The sequence below is a fragment of the Shouchella sp. JSM 1781072 genome (genome assembly GCF_041949915.1).
GTDB lineage: Bacteria > Bacillota > Bacilli > Bacillales > Bacillaceae_D > Shouchella.
Window position 1 is genome coordinate 454,648 of the sequence record NZ_JBHFQE010000001.1, and the last position, 16,626, is coordinate 471,273.

The window sequence follows — 16,626 nt, forward strand, 5'->3', positions numbered from 1 at the left end:
GTATGACGATCATACATGGGGTTTGAGAAGGTCTTTCTTTTTGTATATAGGCGGAAGGGAGAGAAGACAAATGCTACATGCGAGTGAAAAAACAGACGAGAAAAATAAGGATTTGCAAGAGAAAAGCGGCCCGTGCAGTGGCGCTGAAATTTTGCTAAGGTCGTTAGCGAAAGAAAACGTCGACGTAATTTTTGGTTATCCTGGAGGGGCAATCCTTCCTACCTATGATGAGATTTATAAGCTAGGTATTAACCATATTCTAGCGCGTCATGAACAAGGTGCGATACACGCGGCAGAAGGGTATGCACGGGTAACAGGGAAGCCAGGTGTTTGCATCGTTACATCAGGGCCGGGGGCAACAAATGTCGTAACCGGCATTGCAGATGCAATGATCGATTCGTTGCCATTAGTTGTGATTACCGGTCAAGTTGGAACAAAAGTTATTGGAACCGATGCTTTTCAAGAAGCGGATATGCTCGGAATTACAATGCCAATCACAAAACATAACTACCAAGTTCGTTCTGTAGAGGAGCTATCGCAAACGGTAAAAGAAGCATTTCATATTGCTCAAAGCGGTCGACCAGGACCTGTTTTGATTGACTTGCCAAAAGATATCTCTCAACAAGAGACGCTGTTTTCTTATAATAAACCTGTTTACTTACCTGGGTATCAGCCAAACGCCAGACCGAATAAGCAGCAAATTCGAAAGGTTCTGGAATCAATTCGAGCAGCTAAAAAACCTGTCTTGCTTACAGGTGCAGGTGTCCTACACGCTGGAGCTGCTGAAGAACTAACCGCGTTCGTTGAAGAAACGAATATTCCGCTTGTATCAACATTACTTGGTTTAGGTTCTTACCCGGGAAATAATCAGAATCACTTAGGGATGGCTGGCATGCACGGAACGTATGCGGCGAATATGGCGCTACATGAAGCAGATTTTCTCTTAAATATTGGTTCACGATTTGATGATCGCCTGACTGGGGTTTTAGAACATTTTGCTCCAGATGCTAAGATCGCACACATTGATATTGATCCTGCTGAGATTGGAAAAAATATTCATGTTGATATTCCAGTTGTAGGCGATGCAAAGGCAGCTTTAACGTTGTTGCTAAAAGGCAACCTTGGCTCCCTTTCACAGCATGATGACTGGCGTGAACAAACGCAACGGTGGAAGAAGGACTATCCACTCTGGTATAAGCTAGATAAAGAAACGATAAAACCACAAGAACTTATCGAAAAATTGTACGAAGAAACCGAGGGAGAAGCGATTGTTACAACAGATGTTGGTCAACATCAAATGTGGGCGGCGCAATTTTTTTCCTTCAACAAACCTAATCGCTGGGTCACTTCTGGGGGGCTCGGGACAATGGGCTTCGGTTTCCCTGCAGCGATTGGCGCACAAATTGCTGAACCAGAGCTTCCGGTCATCGCGATTACAGGGGATGCTGGGTTTCAAATGACACTCCAAGAAATGTCGATCTTACAGGAGTTGCAGCTTCCAGTAAAAATCGTCATTGTAAATAATGCATCACTCGGAATGGTTCGGCAATGGCAACAACTTTTCCATGGTGAAAGGTATTCTCATTCTCTTTTTCCGATTCAACCAAACTTCACAAAATTGGCAGAAGCTTATGACATCAAAGCAATAAAAGTTGACAAACGGTCAAAATTAGGAGATGCCATTAAAGATACGTTTACCCATCAAGGTCCTGTTTTGCTCGAAGTGTGTGTCGCACAAGAAGAAAATGTTTACCCAATGATTTGTCCAGGGCAAGGTCATCATTGTATGGAGGGAGTTGAGCCACTATGAAACGGACGATAACGGTTCTCGTTCAAAATCGCTCAGGTGTATTGAACCGCATTACCGGTCTTTTTGCTCGAAGGCAATACAATATTGACAGCATTACAGTCGGCGTAACCGATAACCCAACCGTTTCGCGAATGACATTTGTTGTTGTAGCGGATGCAATGGAAAACATTGAACAAGTGATGAAGCAACTTCATAAGCAAGTGGATGTTTTAAAGGTAAAAGATGTAACGGACGAAGCAACAGTATCTAGGGAACTTGCACTTGTGAAAATTTCCGCAACTGCTGAGCAAAGAGCAGAAATAGGCTCTTTAGCTGAAACCTTTCGTGCACAAATGATTGATGTTGGAAGAGACTCGCTAACTTTGCAAGTTACTGGACATACAGACAAGGTAGAGGCTTTTATTGAATTAATCAAAACATACGGCATCCAAGAAATTGCCCGAACAGGTGTAACAGCTATTAATCGAAGCGTGAAGTCGCAAACAGAGGCATCTCGTTTAACACTTATTCATTAAAAAAGGGAGAGATTATCATGGCAAAAGTTTATTACAATGGTGACGTGAATGAAGGGTTTTTACATGAAAAGACGGTTGCGGTTATTGGATATGGTTCTCAGGGACACGCACATGCGCAAAATTTAAAAGAATCCGGTGTAGATGTAATCGTTGGACTCCGTCAAGGAAACTCTTGGGAGAAGGCAAAGGAAGATGGTTTTAACGTTTATTCCGTACAAGAAGCGGCAGAAAAAGCGGAAGTCATCATGGTTCTATTACCAGATGAACAGCAGCCAGACGTCTATAAAGAATCAATTGAAAAGGAATTAACAGCAGGTAAAGCCCTAGTGTTTGCCCATGGTTTTAATATTCATTTTAATCAAATTGTTCCTCCAAGTCATGTAGATGTTTTCCTTGTAGCCCCTAAAGGACCGGGTCATTTAGTTCGCCGAACGTTTACAGAGGGAGCAGGTGTACCAGCATTGATCGCTGTTCAACAAGACGCAACTGGAGAAGCGAAGAATCTTGCGCTTGCTTATGCGAAACAGATTGGTGCAGCCCGAGCTGGTGTGCTAGAGACATCGTTTAAAGAAGAAACGGAGACAGATCTATTCGGAGAACAAGCGGTTCTTTGTGGCGGAACTTCCGCGCTTGTAAAAGCTGGATTTGAAACGCTCGTGGAGGCTGGGTATCAGCCAGAAATTGCTTATTTTGAATGTTTGCATGAACTAAAGCTCATTGTTGATTTGATGTATGAAGGTGGTCTAGAGTATATGCGCTATTCCATTTCAGATACAGCGCAATGGGGAGATTTCCAAGCAGGGCCACGCATTGTAACTGACGAAACGAAGAAAGAAATGCGTGCGATCTTAGATGATATTCAAAAAGGGAAATTTGCGAAAGGTTGGATTTTAGAGAATAAGCTAAATCGTCCTGAATACAACGCGATTAATACAGCAGAAGCGAATCATCCTCTTGAAGTGGTAGGACGCGAACTTCGAGAAATGATGCCATTTGTAAAACAATCTAAATCGAAAAAAGGAGCCGTTGGACATGGGCAAAGTTAATATTTTTGATACGACTTTGCGAGATGGAGAGCAATCTCCAGGGATTAATCTTAATCACAGAGAGAAGCTGGATATTGCGTTTCAGTTAGAGCGTCTGGGAGTAGATATTATTGAGGCTGGGTTTCCAGCCTCCTCAAAAGGAGATTTCCAGTCGGTTAAAGAGATCGCTACACAAATTAAAGCCTCATCGGTAACAGGTTTAGCTCGTTCGAAGGAAAGCGACATTGATGCATGTTGGGAAGCGCTGAAGGCAAGTGCTGAACCAAGAATTCACGTATTCCTTGCGACCTCTCCTATTCACATGCAATACAAGCTGAAATTAACGCCAGAACAAGTGATTGAACAGGCGGTAGAAAGCGTCAAGTATGCAGCAAAGAGATTCCCACACGTTCAATTTTCAGCAGAAGATGCAAGTCGTTCTGACTGGGGGTTTTTAGCAAAAATAATCGAAGCAACGATTGACGCGGGTGCTTCGGTTATTAATCTACCAGATACAGTTGGGTATACGATGCCAAAGGAAATATCCGAATTATTTGAATATATTAGCCAGACTGTACCAAATATAGATCGAGCCATCCTTTCGACCCATAATCATGATGATCTAGGTATGGGTGTGGCGAATTCATTAGCTGCTATTCAAGGTGGGGCGCGACAAGTCGAATGTACCATAAACGGGATTGGTGAACGGGCAGGAAATGCTTCACTTGAAGAGATTGCGGTCGGGTTACACATTCGTTCTGATTACTATGAAACAGGGACGAATATCCAGCTTAATGAATTGAAGCGAACAAGTGCCTTAGTAAGTCGGTACACATCCATGCCTATTCCAAAAAATAAAGCTGTTGTTGGGTCAAATGCGTTTGCGCATGAATCAGGTATTCATCAAGACGGAATGTTGAAGCATAAAGAAACCTATGAAATTATTACGCCAGAATTAGTAGGAGCAACGTCTTCAAATCCACTTGGAAAACATTCTGGACGACACGCGTTTCAAGAAAAAATGAAGGCGCTTGGTTTTAAAGGATCTTCTGAAGAATTGATCACGCTTTTTAACGCGTTTAAAACGTTAGCAGATAAAAAGAAGATGGTTACGGAAGATGATTTATATGCGCTAATGATTGATCAAGGCGACGAGGATCAAGAACATCAGTACAAACTTGAAGCGCTACAAGTTTCTTATGGAACGAATCAAACACCAACTGCAACGATAAAATTAAAGCATGTCAAAGGAAGCGAATATACAGAGGCGAGCACAGGGTCAGGCAGTGTAGAAGCCATTTACAATACACTAGCCAAATTGACCGATTTTCATTATCGATTGAAAGACTATCGGATTCAATCCATTACAGAGGGAGAAGATGCGCTAGCTGAAGTACACGTTAATCTATCAAAAAACGATCGATCTCATTCAGGTCGAGGCGTCGCCAATGATGTATTAGAAGCATCAGCAAAAGCGTACATTCACGCTGTAAATCGATTTTCACATGAAGAAAAACGACTACAAGAACCATCGACTTCAACAGTAGGCTAGGAGGCAAATGATGAATAAAACAATTACGCTACTAGCTGGGGACGGCATTGGACCAGAGATTGTAAAAGCTGGTAAGGAAGTGCTGGAAGCTGTTGCCAATCGCTTTGGTCACCAGTTTACTTTTCAAGAAGCACATATTGGAGGGGCGGCTCTTGATGCTACAGGAGAACCGCTCCCAAAAGAAACCATTCAAAAGTGTAAAAACGCTGATGCTTGTTTACTCGGAGCCGTTGGTGGGCCGAAATGGGACGAAAATCCTCCACACCTTCGTCCTGAAAAAGGGTTATTGGCTATTCGACAAACCCTTAATCTTTATGCAAACTTACGGCCTGTTCAAGTGATGGATGCCCTCGTCGACGAATCTACACTTAAAAAAAATGTCATTCAAGGGGTAGACGTTCTCATTGTCAGAGAATTAACTGGCGGAATTTATTTTGGAACGCCTCGTGAACGTCGGCAGATCGATGGGAAAGAAGGGGTAGTTGATACACTTGTTTATAAAAAAGAAGAAATTGAACGGATTCTCCACCGTGCCTTTCAATTCGCTCAATTAAGAGGGCGTCATGTAACGTCTGTAGACAAAGCGAACGTCCTCGAGTCAAGCAGAGTATGGAGAGAATGTGCAGCAGAAATTGCGCAACAATATCCGGATGTTACCCTTGAGCACATGCTCGTCGACAATGCGGCCATGCAGCTTATTCGAAATCCAAAGCAGTTTGACGTGCTTGTAACTGAAAACTTATTTGGTGACATTTTGAGTGATGAAGCTTCTATGATAACAGGATCGCTTGGAATGTTGCCATCTGCGAGTTTAAATTCATCGTCGTTTGGTCTTTATGAACCTGTTCATGGATCAGCACCTGAACTAGCTGGACTCAACGTTGCGAATCCACTGGCGACGATCTCCTCAACGGCTATGCTATTACGCTATAGTTTTGAAATGTCTGAAGAAGCAGATTGTGTGGAACAGGCAATTCGTACCGTATTAAATAAAGGCTATCGAACAGCTGATTTAGCGCATAATCGAGCGACCGCCTGTTCAACGAGTGAAATGACGGCTGCTATCATTAACGAAATCAACGTTGCGATACATTCTTAGGAGGCTTTGAAGATGGGAAAAACGATTATTGAAAAAATATGGGAGAAACATACGATTGTTTCCGAAGCGCAGAAGCCAGATTTACTTTATGTCGATCTACACATGGTGCATGAAGTAACGTCTCCGCAAGCTTTTGAAGGTCTAAGAATAGCAAATCGTAAGGTCCGCAGGCCGGAAAGAACATTTGCGACCATGGATCATAATGTGCCAACTTTTAATCGTTATGACATTCAAGACCAAATTGCCCGCTTGCAAATGGAAACGTTAGCTGACAACTGTCGGGAATTTGGCATAGAAATTGCCGATTTAGCGCACCCCGATAATGGCATTGTGCATGTAATCGGTCCAGAGCTTGGTCTTACACAACCAGGTCATGTCATTGTATGTGGCGATAGTCATACGTCGACCCACGGTGCATTTGGAGCACTTGCATTTGGAATTGGAACGAGTGAAGTGGAGCATGTACTTGCGACGCAAACGGTTTGGCAATCCCGCCCTAAAACGTTACAAGTTCATATTACTGGGCGATTAGGTACCGGAATTGCTGCAAAAGATGTCATCCTTGCGATTATCTCAAAATTTGGCGTGAATGTTGGTACTGGCTCAGTCATTGAATTTACGGGAGAAGCGATACGTGGAATGACAATGGAAGAGCGAATGACGATTTGCAATATGTCTATTGAAGCAGGGGCAAAAGCAGGATTAATAAGTCCAGATGTTGTAACGTATGATTATTTGCGCGGTCGAAGTCGTGTACCTGATGGAAAAGAATTTGAAGAACTTGTTGCATACTGGTCAACGTTAGCAACCGACCAAGATGCCACATACGATCACTCTGTTACCATTGATGCAAGTGAAATAGAGCCAATGGTTACGTGGGGAACCAACCCTGGTCAAGGACTTCCGATTTCAGCAGTGGTTCCAGATCCAAGTATGGCTGTAAATGAAACGGAGCAACGAGCCATTTCCCAAGCGTTAGCTTATATGGATTTAGAACCGCACACGCCACTAAATGAGATAGCCATTCAGCATGTGTTTATTGGCTCATGTACGAATTCTCGTTATAGTGACTTGGAAGCAGCGGCTCGAATTGTTAAAGGGCGAACCGTTCATAAAACAGTTACGGCAATGGTCGTTCCTGGTTCTGAAAAGGTAAAGCGAAGAGCAGAAGAAGAAGGGTTAGACCAAGTCTTTATTGAAGCCGGTTTTGAATGGCGTAGTTCCGGCTGTAGCATGTGTCTTAGTATGAACCCGGATCGAGTACCTGAAGGCGAACGTTGCGCGTCGACGTCTAACCGAAATTTTGAAGGACGACAAGGAAAGGGTGCGCGCACTCATCTTGTCAGTCCACCAATGGCCGCAGCTGCAGCGATTAGTGGAAAATTTGTTGATGTACGTACATTTGATATAAGGAGTGATGTAACATGAACCCGATCCGCCTTCATATTGGCAAAGCAGCGGTGTTAGATCGTGTGAACGTGGACACCGACCAAATCATTCCAAAGCAATTTTTAAAACGAATTGAACGAACAGGTTTCGGAAAATTTTTATTTTACGATTGGCGGTATCAGGCTGAAGGAGTGGAGAACCCTCATTTTGAGTTGAATAAACCTGACGCCCAAGGAGCAAGCATTTTAATAAGTGGTGACAACTTTGGCTGCGGCTCTTCAAGAGAGCACGCCCCGTGGGCTTTATATGATTATGGATTTAAAGTTGTCATTGCACCGAGTTTTGCGGATATTTTCTATAATAATTGTGTGAAAAATGGGCTTCTACCTGTTAGGCTTTCAAACGAAGAAGTAAAGCGGTGGATGGAAATTGCAAAGGAAGAAAAAGGTCAACTAACTGTTGATTTAGTTGAGCAGAAAGTAACGTTTGAAGAAGAGGTTTCTTCCTTTACCATTGATGAGCATTGGAAAAATATGCTGATAAATGGTTGGGATGAGATTGATTTAACGTTGAAACTAGAAGAAGAGATCACCGCTTTTGAACGAAAATATACGGCATCCTCGACAGCTAGATTCGGGTAGCGAATACGATTTTTCGACACCCTTTACTCCTTAGTGTTAAACTAAGGAGTTTTCTTAGGTTTTGAAAGAAAGGGATTAGGGAAGGAATAACGAATAAAAACATGGAGACCTTTTGGATAAGGAAAACGTACGTGTTAAAGTAAGGGATAAGGAAAGCAGGCGATAAAATTGGAACAGGATAAGCAAAAAAAGAATAATGTCATTTTATTTCCTGGTTTAGTGAAGCGTTTAGTAGAAGAAGGAATGAATGAGCTTAAACAAAAACAGGCAACGAAAGCCCATCAGTTGTTTAAAGAAGCTGCCTCACATGACGAAACAGATCCACAAGCACGGTTTGGCATTGTTTTAAGTCTAATAGAGTTGGAACGACAGGAAGAAGCGGTCCAAGAAACAGAAGTGTTGCTGAATGAAGGAATTGGAAATTACTTTGAAATTTTGCAGGTTCATGTTTCTTTACTTGTTCAACTTTCGCACTATGATCAAGTTGTTCATTTATTAGAGGCCGTATTAAGCGAAGATAAAATTCCAGCTAAAGACGCCGAAATGTTTTATGAACTTCTTCATTTTAGTAGACAGATGAGCGAGTCGAAAAACTATGATGCCAAAGTGTTAACGGATGATAATCAGGAAGAGACAATGATGGAACTCAAAGCAGGACTTCAAGCTGCAAATGAACCAGCAAAATGGAATGCTTTGCAAAGTGTGCGGAAATTAGGTTTAACTTCGCTACAAGGCGAGATCCGTAAATTTGTGGAAAATAAGCAAACGAATCCGCTTATGCGTACATATGCACTTCAACTTTTGCACGAGTGGGGCGACTCCAAGCCACTGACGTACGAACGAGAAGATCAAGCGATTATTGTTACACCAAGTGAACTTGAAGAGCCTGGAAAACGACAGGTTGATCAAGCTATTCGAGCAGCGCTTGAAGGGCAGCTAGAGCAAGATGATCCAACCTTATTACATATGGCAAAGCAGCTTCACCACTCATATTTATTAATGACGTACCCATTTGAACTCAACCCTGAGAATCCTCAAGCATGGGCATGCGCGTTTCATCTTGTCGCTGCAGAACAATTAGGATTAGATACGGATGAAGCAGATATGGTGCAATGCTATGGCTGCGAACGATTTGATGTTTTGTCTGCATCCAATGAAATCGAAGCGCTTGAACAAGATATTTTAATTGAAGCACAAAATCAAAATGACTGGTTTCATACATAATGAAGGAACATGATTTGTATTATATTTAGGAATGTAGTGTCGGTTAATTTAAGGAAGAGGAAGACATTGAAAGATAAAATCGATATGTTATAATGGAATGGTTGTCAAAAACGTGATAAAGTAGTGTAGAAATTACATGTTGGAGGGAAATATTATGTCTGCAAATTGGGAAAAAACAGAACAAAATACAGGCGTCTTAACGTTTGAAGTTGAAGCAGATAAAGTCAACGACGCTTTAGATAAAGCTTTTAAAAAAGTTGTACAGAAAGTGAATGTACCTGGGTTTCGTAAAGGGAAAATGCCTAGAAGTCTTTTTGAAAAGCAATTTGGTGTTGAGTCTTTATACCAAGATGCCATTGACCTTATGCTTCCAGAAGCATATTCAAATGCTGTAGAAGAAACAGGAATCTTTCCGGTTGATCGTCCAGAAGTGGACATTGAGTCAATTGGCAAAAACGAAAAAGCGGTATTTAAAGCGACGGTAACGGTTAAACCAGAAGTGAAACTTGGAGACTACAAAGGATTAGAAGTAGACGTCCCAAGTACAGAAGTGACAGATGAAGACGTTGAAGAAGAAGTAACAAAACTTCAAGAACGTCATGCTGAGCTTGTTGTTGTTGAAGACGGAGAAATCCAAGACGGCGATACAGCTGTTCTAGATTTCGAAGGCTTTGCGAACGGGGAAGCATTTGAAGGCGGAACGGCAGAGAACTATTCACTAGAAATTGGTTCTAATTCGTTTATCCCAGGTTTTGAAGAACAACTTGTTGGTCTAAAAACAGGCGATGAAAAAGATGTAGAAGTAACGTTCCCTGAAGAGTACCACGCAGAAGACTTAGCTGGTAAGCCAGCAACGTTTAAAGTGAAAATTCATGACGTTAAGCGTAAAGAGCTTCCTGAACTTGATGATGAATTTGCAAAAGACGCTAACGAAAATGTTGAATCTTTGGACGAGCTTAAAACGGAATTACGTAAGACGCTTGAAGACCAAAGAAAGACTGATTCAGAAAATGCAGTACGTGACGCCCTTCTAGAAAAAGCTGCTGATCAAGCTGACATTACTGTACCAGAAGCGATGGTTAATTCTGAAGTTGATCGTATGCTACAAGAATTTGGACAACGTCTCCAAGCTCAAGGCATGAACTTAGAAATGTACTTCCAGTTCTCTGGTCAAACAGAAGAAGATATGCGTAGCCAGTTCAAAGAAGACGGAGAAAAGCGTGTACGTGTAAACTTAACGCTTGAAGCGATCTCTGAACAGGAAGACGTTCAAGTATCGGATGAAGAAGTGGAAGAAGAAATTCAAAAAATGGCTGACATGTATCAACGTTCAGCTGACGAAATTAAAGCATTGTTATCTGCACAAGGTGGTCTTGATACAGTGAAAGGTGATCTTAAAATGCGTAAAGCCATTGACGTATTAGTTGATCATAGCAAAGAAGCGACAGCTTAATGTGAAAGGTGCGGGCTAACTCCCGTACCTTTTTCAATTATCAAACGTCATCCTGCATGAAAGCAGTCCTATATTCATATGCTTAGTATGATTGCCCTTTAAATTGAACAAAATGATAGTAGCTTAAAAAAAGGATTTTTTGATTTAAGCTTGAATTGTACTCAGAGAGGGTAGAGGAATAGCAATCTGCTTGAACTCGTACATAAAATGCATATTTCTAGTTTGTTGAATTAGTCTATGCTAAAATGATTTGACATTACAGTTTAATTGTATTCAAATCGAAAAAAGAAATCCTGTAAGGGGTGAGGTTATGTTTAAATTTAACGAAGAAAAAGGGCAGTTGAAATGTTCTTTTTGCGGAAAAACACAAGATCAAGTGAGAAAGCTAGTAGCTGGACCTGGCGTCTATATATGTGATGAGTGCATCGAGCTTTGTACAGAGATTGTGGAAGAAGAGCTTGGAACGGAAGATGAAGTGGAGTTAGAAGAAATCCCGAAGCCAAGTGAAATTTGTGTCATTCTTGATGATTACGTTATTGGTCAGCGTGATGCAAAGAAATCATTAGCCGTTGCAGTCTACAACCACTATAAGCGAATCAACTCAATGGCTCGCTCTGAAGATGTAGAGCTGGCGAAAAGTAATATCACGCTCATTGGACCAACAGGAAGCGGTAAAACATTACTTGCACAAACACTTGCTCGAATTTTAAATGTGCCGTTTGCTATTGCTGATGCGACTTCATTAACAGAAGCTGGTTATGTAGGTGAAGATGTAGAAAACATTTTACTCAAACTAATTCAAGCGGCTGATTATGATGTGGAAAAAGCGGAAAAAGGGATTATTTATATTGATGAGATTGATAAAGTTGCTCGTAAATCCGAAAATCCATCAATTACACGAGATGTTTCCGGTGAAGGTGTTCAACAAGCACTATTGAAAATTCTTGAAGGAACAACAGCGAGTGTACCGCCACAAGGTGGTAGAAAGCATCCTCATCAAGAATTTATTCAAATTGATACGACGAATGTTCTCTTTATTTGTGGTGGAGCATTTGATGGAATAGAACAAATCATTAAAAGCCGTTTAGGTAAGAAAATCATTGGCTTTGGCTCAGATGATTCAAAACAAGAAGAGCTAAAACCAGGCGAGTACTTATCAAAAGTGCTTCCAGAAGATCTTCTTAAATTTGGCTTAATTCCAGAATTCATCGGACGTCTTCCGATTATTTCAAGTCTTGCTCCTCTTGATACAGATGCCCTCGTTGAAATTTTAACGCAGCCAAAAAATGCGCTCGTTAAACAGTATCAAAAACTACTTGAGCTTGATGAAGTTGAGCTAGAGTTTACAGAAGAAGCATTGAAAGAAATTGCGAAAAAAGCAATTGAACGTAAAACAGGTGCTCGTGGACTTCGTTCCATCATCGAAAGCATTATGCTTGATGTAATGTTTGATCTTCCTTCAAGAGAAGATGCAGTGAAATGTATCATTCATGAAGGCTGTATTACCGATGGTGCGGCGCCGATTATTAAATCAGCTGATGGAACAGAGCTGTCTTTAAACAAACCGAAAGAAAGTGCGTAAGAGAAACCACGTTGGCGATGAGCTAACGTGGTTTTTTTGCATCGTGTTTAGAATTGGAAATAATGCGCTTCGATGTTTAAGACTAATGGCTTGCCTCAAGGTCATACTAACGACAACATACTATTTAGGAGGCATACAAATGGGCTTTACAACGATTGCATTATTTGTCCAATTATTTTTTGGCATTATCATCGGAGTTTATTTTTGGAACTTGTTAAAAAACCAGCGTAGTCAAAAAACGTATATTGATAAGGAATCTAAAATCGAATTAGATAAAATGAAAAAATTACGAGCAATCCGATTATCAGAACCGTTAGCAGAAAAAGTTCGTCCGAGATCATTATCAGAAGTTGTTGGACAAGAAGATGGGCTTAAAACATTAAGAATGGCATTATGCGGCGCAAATCCGCAGCATGTCATCATTTACGGTCCTCCAGGAGTCGGGAAAACAGCCGCAGCTCGACTTGTACTCGACGAAGCGAAAAAAAGTGACCAGTCGCCGTTTCAGTCAACGGCGGTTTTTGTAGAAGTAGATGGCGCTACGTCAAGATTTGATGAAAGAGGGATTGCCGATCCGTTAATTGGTTCTGTACACGATCCAATTTATCAAGGAGCTGGCGCAATGGGCCAAGCTGGTGTTCCCCAACCTAAGCCAGGAGCTGTGACAAAGGCACATGGTGGAATTTTGTTTATTGATGAAATTGGTGAATTACACACGATCCAACAGAATAAATTATTAAAAGTGCTTGAAGATCGAAAAGTTTTTTTAGAGAGTGCCTATTATAGTTCAGAAAACGACCAAATTCCTTCCCACATCCATGATATTTTCAGACGAGGCTTACCAGCAGATTTTCGCCTAATTGCTGCTACGACGAGACAACCAGAAGAAATGCCACCTGCGATTCGTTCTCGTTGTTTGGAAGTGTTTTTTAGAGGATTAGATCCGTCTGAAATTGAAGAAATCGCACAGCGAGCAGCTGAAAAAGCAGCGATGACCCTTACTACTGAAGCCTCAAAAAAGATCGCTTCTTACGCCACGAACGGTCGTGAAACCGTTAATATGCTCCAAATCGCTGTTGGTGCAGCCCGTGCAGATGGTCGTCAAGAAGTTCAACTGCAAGATATTGAGTGGGTGGCGCATTCAAGTCAAATGGCACCGAGACCTGAGCGACAAATTCACGAAACCCCTGCGATCGGGTTAGTAAACGGCTTAGCTGTTACAGGGCCAACCAGTGGTGCATTACTTGAGATTGAGGTTCTCGTTCACGAAAACGTAGGTCATGGGAAGCTGACGATAACTGGAATTGCAGAAGAAGAACAATCCGGGTCACAAGTTCGCTCTATTAAGCGGAAAAGTATGGCTCGCTCCTCGGTTGAGAACGTCATTTCTGTTTTAAAACGGAAAGGTGTACCAACGAATGATTATGATATCCATGTTAATTTTCCAGGTGGAACTCCTGTAGACGGACCGTCAGCCGGTATAGCGATTGCGACAGGGATTTATTCAGGGATTGAACAAGTACCTGTATCAAATGAAATCGCCATGACAGGTGAGTTAAGTATTCATGCAAAAGTAAAACCAATTGGTGGTGTCATTGCAAAAGTAAAGGCAGCAAAAATGGCTGGTGCAAAAACCGTCATTATTCCAAAAGAAAACGAACAAGCGATATTAAAGAAAATTGATGGAATTGAAGTGATTGCAGTTACAACACTAGATGAAGTCTTTGATTTAGCGTTCTGCAAGGAGGAAGATGATGAAAATGTCATTCCTGCACAAACCTTCTCAACTGGAGGAATTGTTCCAATCTAATTAATGGACAACAAAGCCCTTCGTAAGCTAGAATGAGTAGATGGTTAACAAAAGCGAAAATGGATGATTGAAGCGTCACTCTTCTAAGAATGGCGCTTTATCCATTGTGTATATCATCGTTTTAAATTTTCAGCATAGAAATAAGATGATTAGACATAATGAATTTTTTATAAAGATAAAGGCGGAGGTGTCATGCGGATGGTTGACCAATTACAAGAACGCCGAGTTCCGCTCCTTCCTTTGCGTGGTGTATTAATCTTCCCAGGGGCAATTATGCACTTAGACGTAGGTCGTGAAAAATCGGTAAAAGCATTAGAAGAAGCTAAACAGAACGATCAATATTTATTTTTAGCAACACAAAAACAAACGACAAAAGAAGATCCAACGGAAGAAGATTTATATAGAGTAGGAACGTTTGCGAAAATTGTGCAGTCCACGAAGCTTGCGAACGGAACAGTTCGTGTGCAAGTCGAAGGCGTACAGCGTGCCGAGCTTGTCACATTTAATGACCATGGAGATGTGTTAGTTGCAGATGTTACTTTGTTCGATGAGGATACAAAAGCAGATTCTGAAACAGAAGCGTTAATGCGAACACTGCTTTCCATGTATGATCAATTCTCGAAGCAATCAAAACGTGCTTCTCAGGAAACTTTAGCAACATTAAAAGAAACAACGGTTCCCGAGAAATTTGCTGATTTAATCTCTGCAAATTTAACGTTAAAATTAGCACAAAAACAAACGCTACTTGAGTTAATCGATGTAAAAGAGCGGCTAAAAAAGCTAATCGAATATCTTGGGAATGAGCAAGAAGTATTAGGATTAGAGAAAAAAATTGGCCAACGCGTTAAGAAATCAATGGAAAAGACGCAAAAAGAGTATTATCTTCGCGAGCAAATGAAAGCTATTCAAAAAGAGCTTGGTGATCGTGAAGGAAAAACAGGTGAAATCGCAGAGTTAAAAGAAAAAATTGAAGCTGCGGAAATGCCAGAACATGTGTATGAAAAAGCATTAAAAGAATTAAGTCGTTACGAGAAAATGCCTGCAAATGCAGGTGAGAGTTCCATTTTGCGAACGTACTTAGACTGGCTCGTCCAGCTTCCATGGACCACTCAAACAGAAGATCAGCTTGATGTGAAAAAAGCAGGCAAAATTCTTGATGAAGATCACTATGGATTAGAAAAAGTAAAAGAGCGTGTGCTTGAATATTTAGCTGTTCGAAAACTTACGAATTCGATGAAAGGACCGATCCTTTGTCTTGCAGGCCCCCCAGGCGTCGGAAAAACGTCGTTGGCTCGCTCAATCGCGCGTTCGTTAAATCGTAAATTTGTACGGATGTCGTTAGGTGGCGTTCGTGATGAAGCAGAGATTCGAGGTCATCGTCGAACGTATGTCGGAGCCATGCCAGGTCGCCTCATTCAAGGAATGAAGCGTGCGGAAACGGTAAATCCAGTATTCCTTTTAGACGAAATCGATAAAATGGCGAATGATTTTAGAGGAGATCCAGCGTCAGCATTACTTGAAGTATTGGACCCTGAACAAAACAATACATTTAGTGATCATTATTTAGAAGAAGCGTATGATCTATCCAACGTCATGTTCGTCACAACCGCAAACAATATTGGCACGATTCCTGCGCCGTTACTGGACCGAATGGAGATCATTTCGATTCCTGGTTATACAGAGCTTGAGAAAAAGCAAATTGCACGGAACTATTTACTACCGAAACAAATTAAAGAGCATGGTTTAACAAAAGCGCAAATGCCAGTAAAAGACGAAGCGCTCACAAATATCATTCGGTATTATACGCGTGAAGCAGGTGTCCGAAACCTTGAACGCCAATTAGCGACAGCGTGTCGAAAAGCAGCCAAAATGGCTGTGATGGAAGAACGTAAACGGGTAACGGTTACGGAAAAGCTAGTAGAAGAGATGCTCGGGAAGCCAAGGTTCCGCTACGGCATGGCAGAACAAGAGGATCAAATCGGTGCTGCGACAGGATTAGCTTATACAGCCGCTGGAGGTACAACACTGGCGATTGAAGTGTCTGCCGTTAAAGGAAAAGGCAAGTTAACGTTAACAGGAAAACTTGGTGACGTGATGAAAGAGTCTGCCCAAGCGGCGTTTAGCTACATCCGTTCCCGCTCGGAAGAATTGTCTATTGCGGCTGATTTTAATGATAAGACTGACATTCACATCCACGTTCCAGAAGGGGCAACGCCAAAAGACGGCCCATCAGCAGGTATTACGATGGCGACAGCGTTGATTTCTGCCTTAACTGGTCGAAAAGTGAAGCGTGAGGTCGGAATGACAGGCGAAATTACGTTAAGAGGCAGGGTTTTACCAATTGGTGGGTTAAAAGAAAAAGCAATGAGCGCCCATCGAGCAGGTTTAACAACGATTATTATCCCGAAAGACAACGAAAAAGACATTGACGATATTCCTGATAGCGTTCGGGAAGAGCTAACGATTGTGTTGGTTGAACACTTGGATCAAGTGTTGGAAGTCGCATTGAATGAGAGTGAAGAATAA

General features: G+C 41.7%; 12 protein-coding genes and 1 other annotated feature (1 of these 13 only partly in view). All 12 genes read left to right on the top strand.

Annotated elements, in window-relative coordinates; genetic code table 11:
- Window positions 1-2, top strand: a binding site (T-box leader) (it extends 222 nt beyond the left edge of the window).
- 68 nt (window positions 3-70) lie between these two features.
- The 12 genes from ilvB to lon all read left to right on the top strand — a co-directional run bounded on the left by ilvB (window position 71) and on the right by lon (window position 16,626).
- Entirely contained in the window at window positions 71-1,810 is a 1,740-nt protein-coding gene (gene ilvB, locus ACE1TH_RS02400; protein WP_375078311.1) for a biosynthetic-type acetolactate synthase large subunit, read from the top strand.
- Window positions 1,807-2,325 (top strand): acetolactate synthase small subunit, encoded by a 519-nt coding sequence (ilvN, locus tag ACE1TH_RS02405; protein WP_375078312.1) that lies wholly within the window; start codon window positions 1,807-1,809, stop codon window positions 2,323-2,325. The genes ilvB and ilvN overlap by 4 nt, the downstream gene beginning before the upstream one ends.
- 17 nt (window positions 2,326-2,342) lie before the next feature.
- Window positions 2,343-3,371: a ketol-acid reductoisomerase gene (gene ilvC, locus ACE1TH_RS02410; protein WP_099301414.1), complete on the top strand. Its 1,029-nt coding sequence runs from the start codon at window positions 2,343-2,345 to the stop codon at window positions 3,369-3,371.
- On the top strand, window positions 3,358-4,902 hold the full coding sequence (locus ACE1TH_RS02415; protein WP_255223479.1) for a 2-isopropylmalate synthase: 1,545 nt from the start codon (window positions 3,358-3,360) through the stop codon (window positions 4,900-4,902). The genes ilvC and ACE1TH_RS02415 overlap by 14 nt, the downstream gene beginning before the upstream one ends.
- 10 nt (window positions 4,903-4,912) lie before the next feature.
- Entirely contained in the window at window positions 4,913-6,001 is a 1,089-nt protein-coding gene (gene leuB / locus ACE1TH_RS02420; RefSeq protein WP_255225376.1) for a 3-isopropylmalate dehydrogenase, read from the top strand.
- A 12-nt stretch (window positions 6,002-6,013) separates the two neighbouring features.
- Window positions 6,014-7,429 carry a 3-isopropylmalate dehydratase large subunit gene (gene leuC, locus ACE1TH_RS02425; RefSeq protein WP_375078313.1) on the top strand — a complete coding sequence of 472 codons (1,416 nt, stop codon included), beginning with the start codon at window positions 6,014-6,016 and terminating at the stop codon, window positions 7,427-7,429.
- Window positions 7,426-8,031 (top strand): 3-isopropylmalate dehydratase small subunit, encoded by a 606-nt coding sequence (leuD, locus tag ACE1TH_RS02430; RefSeq protein WP_099301410.1) that lies wholly within the window; start codon window positions 7,426-7,428, stop codon window positions 8,029-8,031. The genes leuC and leuD overlap by 4 nt, the downstream gene beginning before the upstream one ends.
- Window positions 8,032-8,199: 168 nt before the next feature.
- Window positions 8,200-9,255 carry a hypothetical protein gene (locus ACE1TH_RS02435; protein WP_099301409.1) on the top strand — a complete coding sequence of 352 codons (1,056 nt, stop codon included), beginning with the start codon at window positions 8,200-8,202 and terminating at the stop codon, window positions 9,253-9,255.
- 154 nt (window positions 9,256-9,409) lie between these two features.
- Window positions 9,410-10,708, top strand: coding sequence for a trigger factor (gene tig / locus ACE1TH_RS02440; protein ID WP_099301408.1), 1,299 nt, complete (start codon window positions 9,410-9,412; stop codon window positions 10,706-10,708).
- Between the two features lie 310 nt (window positions 10,709-11,018).
- A complete protein-coding gene (gene clpX / locus ACE1TH_RS02445) occupies window positions 11,019-12,290 on the top strand; it encodes an ATP-dependent protease ATP-binding subunit ClpX (protein ID WP_099301407.1) in 1,272 nt (423 codons plus the stop codon).
- Window positions 12,291-12,429: 139 nt separating this feature from the next.
- Window positions 12,430-14,100: an ATP-dependent protease LonB gene (gene lonB, locus ACE1TH_RS02450; protein WP_375078314.1), complete on the top strand. Its 1,671-nt coding sequence runs from the start codon at window positions 12,430-12,432 to the stop codon at window positions 14,098-14,100.
- Between the two features lie 198 nt (window positions 14,101-14,298).
- On the top strand, window positions 14,299-16,626 hold the full coding sequence (gene lon / locus ACE1TH_RS02455; RefSeq protein WP_375078315.1) for an endopeptidase La: 2,328 nt from the start codon (window positions 14,299-14,301) through the stop codon (window positions 16,624-16,626).